We start from the raw sequence: 4495 nt of genomic DNA on the forward strand, positions 1-4495 counted from the left end.
AAACTAGGCTTCTTTTTTCATTTATGGTCTCTTTGCACCAGAACCTCAATTTGTAATGTTTGAATCGGTGAAGATAGCGAAGACGCTAAAATCACGTTCAAGAACTGCATTAAAATTTGTTCGTTTCCTCTTGAGCCAAATAATTGCTTAAATGCAAAATCAACTCGTAAATTCACTAAAGGTTGATTCATGGTTAGAGTCACCTTTCTATTTCGTATTCTATATGTCTATTGTAGCGAAGGATAAAGAGAAGAAGCAACCCCTGATGACTTGTTGGGTGGATTTTATTTTGATTAATCAATTCAGTACGTGAAATTATAAAGCACTTCAGCATACTACTAGATAGACGGTTCCGTTGCAAAGTTAGAAAAAATATAAAGAGGGCTATAAATTTGGGATAGAATTTAAGCAATCGCTACTAATTTTTGTAGTTCTTTGTACGCAGAAAAGACGGAATCTGATTCAAGACTTCGTCTCTGTTTATATAGGGTCTGAATCGTTTCAATCCCTTTTATGGTACGAGAAGCGTGTCGGATACTTTGAAATCCAGACGATTTCGCAAATCGACGTTTGACATGTCGATGATCTTGTTCAATCAGATTATTGCGCTGTTTGATGGTACATTGTTTTGTATGTGTATAAAAATCGTCTCTCTGTAATTTTTTGAACGCACAAAGCAAGCGCTTTATCTGTTGTGAGAACCGATGGTTCTCCAAAATGCTTGACCAATCTTTTCATAAAAGCATACGCAGCCTGATGATCACGAGTTTTTCGAAGTTGAAAGTCCAATGTATGACCATCACTATCAATGGCACGATATAAATAACACCATTTTCCTTTCACTTTGATATAAGTCTCATCTAAATGCCAAGCATGGTGTGCAACTTTGTTTTTCTTTTTCCAAATTTGATAGATCAAATTTCCATATTCATGAACCCAGCGCATAATGGTTGTAGGGTGAACAGAAACTCCTCGTTCTTTCAGGATCTCAGATACATCGCGATAACTTAAAGAAAAACGGCTACCAAAATAATATCTTTTTTGAATTGTTTTCCTTTAAAATATCCCATGTATCATTCTCCTCATCTCATTTTCCCTACAGTTTAGCTCCACTCGAAAAACTTTGCAACAAAACCAATTTATGCTTTAATAAAAATTTTTTTTTGGCTTTTAGCCTAATTTTATTTGCAATATACCTCAAATGAATATTAACTATATATTGAATGTATATTACGTTACATTGGTAAAGCTCGATAATATGTCGGAAAGAATAAATGATCGATTGGGACTCCCAGAGAATCTGCTACAAACTTTGCTTTTTGAGCGTGGAGACTCCTTCTTCCCGTTTCAACGTCATATAAAGTGCTTCTTGGAATTTTTGAAGTATCCGAAAGATCTTTAATAGTAAAACTTTGTGATTCTCTACAATGGCGTAATTGAGTTTTACATTCTTGTAATGATACCAAATATTTCACCTCCCTATCTTAATTACATTTTATTAGGCTTCGAGCCTAAAGTCAACACTTAAAGTTCATATTTTTAACACTTTTGGTGTGATTTTATAAAACCTTATTTTACCATGTTAAAATCGCGAAATTGGAGTGATAATTAAAATGACAATCGATGAAAACGTAGTAGGGAAAAACATAAAAAAATTAAGAGCTATAAAAGGGGTAAGCCGAAAAGAAATGGCTGAAGATTTAAATACTACATATAGAACTGTATCTAGCTGGGAAACTGGAGAAAAAACACCTCGCTTAAATAAATTAGAGGAAATTGCTAATTATTTAAATGTCAGTGCCCCTTCTTTATTAAAAAATGAAATTCCGGATGAAGACCTCCTAAAAAGTATTAACGGTGAAGATCCAGTTGAACGTTTAGCTAGACTACTCTATGAACGATACATGAGTGTACCAGATAAACATAAACCTCGTATTGAAGAAGAATTATTAAAATATGCTAGCCAATTAAAAAAGCAAGTTGAACAAGAAGAATAGGAGAACCTCATTCCAGAGCCTCTCCTATTCCTCTTGTTCGTAACTCGCACATAACTCCATAATTTCACTAAAAGTTTGTAAATCAATCGTTTTCACAATCTCTACTAATTCATTTACACTTAATCCCATTCTCCCCATTGTTGCCCCTCCATTTTTTATTTTTATATTGTGAAAAGTGACACAAAAGTTTCATAATTCCCCATGTAGGGATTTATAAAACAGTTTATAAAATCACAAAAGACACCGTTCAAAACGATGTCTTTTGTAAAAATATAAAGTTCAATAAAACAGAAAAATTATCCACCACCTCCAGGATCAGCCATCATTCTATACTGTATATACTGTTTCCCAGAATCTATAGCTTGTTGGGAGTACTGTTTTGTTTCCATTTTATCGAGTGAACCTAATGAACTATTCACTATGGATAATAATAGTATAGTGGCTACTATTAATACATATAACTTTTTCACCATTTTCTCACCATCCCTTGACAACTATATTACTTTTTCTATATATTCACTATATATCAATTCAGCAAATTTCACGTACAAAAAATCATTATTTGCTTTAAACATATCAATAGCTTGCTTAAGTGAACTTACCCACCACTTAACGTCCTAACGGACTGTTTGAAGTGGGGGCTTCCTGGGAACTAGATACTCTTATTAGCTATCTATATTTACCAAGCTATAAGGGCAGTCCCTGCCCCTATAGAAAATACCAATTACATGGCAAGTTTCAGCAAGTTGATACTTGCATTCACATCTCTATCGTGATGTATATCACAGGATGGACAATCCCACTCGCGAAGGTTGAGATTTTTCACATCTTTGTTTTTGTAACCGCAACAAGAACATAATTGACTACTTGCATAATTCTTAGGTGCGATTATCAAATCACGACCTTTCCATATTGCTTTATAGTCAAGGTATTCTCTGAATTTAGCCCAAGATACTTCACTAATTGCTTTTGCTAACTTGTGATTTTTTTGCATATTCTTCACTTTCAAGTCTTCAATCACAATTACTTGGTTTTCGTTTGTGATTTCGTTAGTTACCTTGTGAAGAAAATCGTTGCGTTGATTAGCAATCTTTTCATGAAGTCTTGCGACTTGTAACCTAGCTTTGTTTCGATTAGATGAACCTTTCTTTTTGCGTGACAAAGAACGTTGTAGAAATGCTAATCTTTTTTCAGCTTTTCTCAACCATTTAGGATTTCCGTATTTTGTACCATTAGATAATATTGCAAAGTCTTTCAAGCCAACATCAATCCCTACTTTTGTATCAATTTTAGGGAATAATTGTTCATTTTCTTCTACCAATATTGATACAAAATATTTGCCAGTAGGTGTTTGAGAAATTGTAGCAGACTTAATCATTCCTAAGAATTGTCGATGTTGCTTGATTCGTACTAATGTCTTTAACTTAGGCAACTTGATATAACCATTCTCAATGCAGACTGTTCCTTTTTGATTGTTCGTTGTGTAGCTTCGATGATTATCTTTCTTACTTTTGAACCTTGGAAATCCAACGGATTTATCACGAAAAAAATTAGCATAGGCTTTATTTAGATTTAGTTGGGCATTGGCTAACGCCAAACTATCAACTTCCTTTAGAAACGGAAAATCACCTTTATACTGTGCAGGTGTAGGATATTTGATAGATTTATCCATGTTTTTTTGGGATTCTTCATAAGAATCGATTCTATCCGCAAGCATTTTATTGTATACGAAACGAACGCAACCAAATGTTTTTGCGAAAAATAATCGTTGTTCATTATTCGGATAGATACGATACTTATACGCTTTCAACATAACCTCCACCTCACTTTTCATCTTGATTTTCAATATACTTTTGGACTACATCTAATGTTGCACCACCAGTAGTTATTAAGCAAAAACTTCTTGACCAAAACATTTCTTTCCATAGCTTCTGTTTTACTTTTGGAAAGTCTTTTTTAATCAGTCGAGAACTTGCACTCTTATATGCATTAATGAATTTTGTCATTTCTGTATTAGGATGTGCCTTGAACAAAATGTGAACATGGTCTACATCATGATTCCATTCTATTAACGTGATGTTATAGCTTTCAGACAATCGTACAAACATGTCTTTTGCATAGTCTGACATTGCATCATCAAATACATTTCTTCTGTATTTCACAACTAGTACAAGATGATAATGCAATAAGAATACTGAATGATTATTACTATCTAATTTCATTGATATACCAACCTTTTGTCTTTATAAGACTGATTATATCATAGACAAAATAAAAAGCAAAATCCTTTTGGCTTCGCCAAACCAAAATTCATCTCCTACCTAAAATTGGGCTACGCCCTGCAAAATTTTTGAGGAAGGAGAATTCTTTCGGGTAGTACGTTAAATGTATATCTTTTTTAGCCATTCCCAAATAATACGTTTGAAGTGGTGTTAACATTTTCTTTTTTAATCTAATCTCTTCAAGTATATTTACCGCTTGTTGATATTTTCCTTTTT

At 33.4% G+C, this 4495-nt stretch carries 6 protein-coding genes and 2 pseudogenes; 1 reads left to right on the forward strand and 7 read right to left on the reverse strand.

Translation table 11 applies throughout. From position 1 onward, the window contains the following. Positions 1-44: 44 nt before the first annotated feature. From CDB3_RS29430 to CDB3_RS29440, 3 genes and pseudogenes are all read right to left on the reverse strand, one after another. Positions 45-191 (reverse strand): annotated as a pseudogene (locus CDB3_RS29430) (PD-(D/E)XK nuclease family transposase); the annotation flags it as partial. A 213-nt stretch (positions 192-404) separates the two neighbouring features. After that, positions 405-1070 (reverse strand): annotated as a pseudogene (locus CDB3_RS29435) (IS6 family transposase). 165 nt (positions 1071-1235) lie between these two features. Then, positions 1236-1466 carry a helix-turn-helix domain-containing protein gene (locus tag CDB3_RS29440; protein WP_128856916.1) on the reverse strand — a complete coding sequence of 77 codons (231 nt, stop codon included), beginning with the start codon at positions 1464-1466 and terminating at the stop codon, positions 1236-1238. Between the two features lie 147 nt (positions 1467-1613). Between CDB3_RS29440 and CDB3_RS29445 the strand changes: the two genes are divergently transcribed. Continuing rightward, positions 1614-1997 carry a helix-turn-helix domain-containing protein gene (locus CDB3_RS29445; RefSeq protein ID WP_128856917.1) on the forward strand — a complete coding sequence of 128 codons (384 nt, stop codon included), beginning with the start codon at positions 1614-1616 and terminating at the stop codon, positions 1995-1997. Between the two features lie 296 nt (positions 1998-2293). On the opposite strand, the gene CDB3_RS29450 is transcribed toward CDB3_RS29445, so the two are convergent. The 4 genes from CDB3_RS29450 to CDB3_RS32090 all read right to left on the reverse strand — a co-directional run. Further along, entirely contained in the window at positions 2294-2491 is a 198-nt protein-coding gene (locus tag CDB3_RS29450) for a hypothetical protein (protein WP_128856918.1), read from the reverse strand. Between the two features lie 230 nt (positions 2492-2721). Further along, positions 2722-3810, reverse strand: a complete 1089-nt coding sequence (gene tnpB / locus CDB3_RS29455) for an IS200/IS605 family element RNA-guided endonuclease TnpB (RefSeq protein ID WP_128856919.1) — start codon at positions 3808-3810, stop codon at positions 2722-2724. A 10-nt stretch (positions 3811-3820) separates the two neighbouring features. Beyond that, on the reverse strand, positions 3821-4219 hold the full coding sequence (gene tnpA, locus CDB3_RS29460) for an IS200/IS605 family transposase (RefSeq protein ID WP_128856920.1): 399 nt from the start codon (positions 4217-4219) through the stop codon (positions 3821-3823). Positions 4220-4307: 88 nt separating this feature from the next. Next, positions 4308-4495 (reverse strand): hypothetical protein (locus tag CDB3_RS32090; protein WP_218673351.1); only part of this gene is annotated, 188 nt, incomplete at its 5' end.

Origin of the sequence: Bacillus sp. CDB3 (assembly GCF_002081505.1) — a bacterium.
Classification (GTDB): Bacteria; Bacillota; Bacilli; order Bacillales; family Bacillaceae_G; genus Bacillus_A; species Bacillus_A cereus_AT.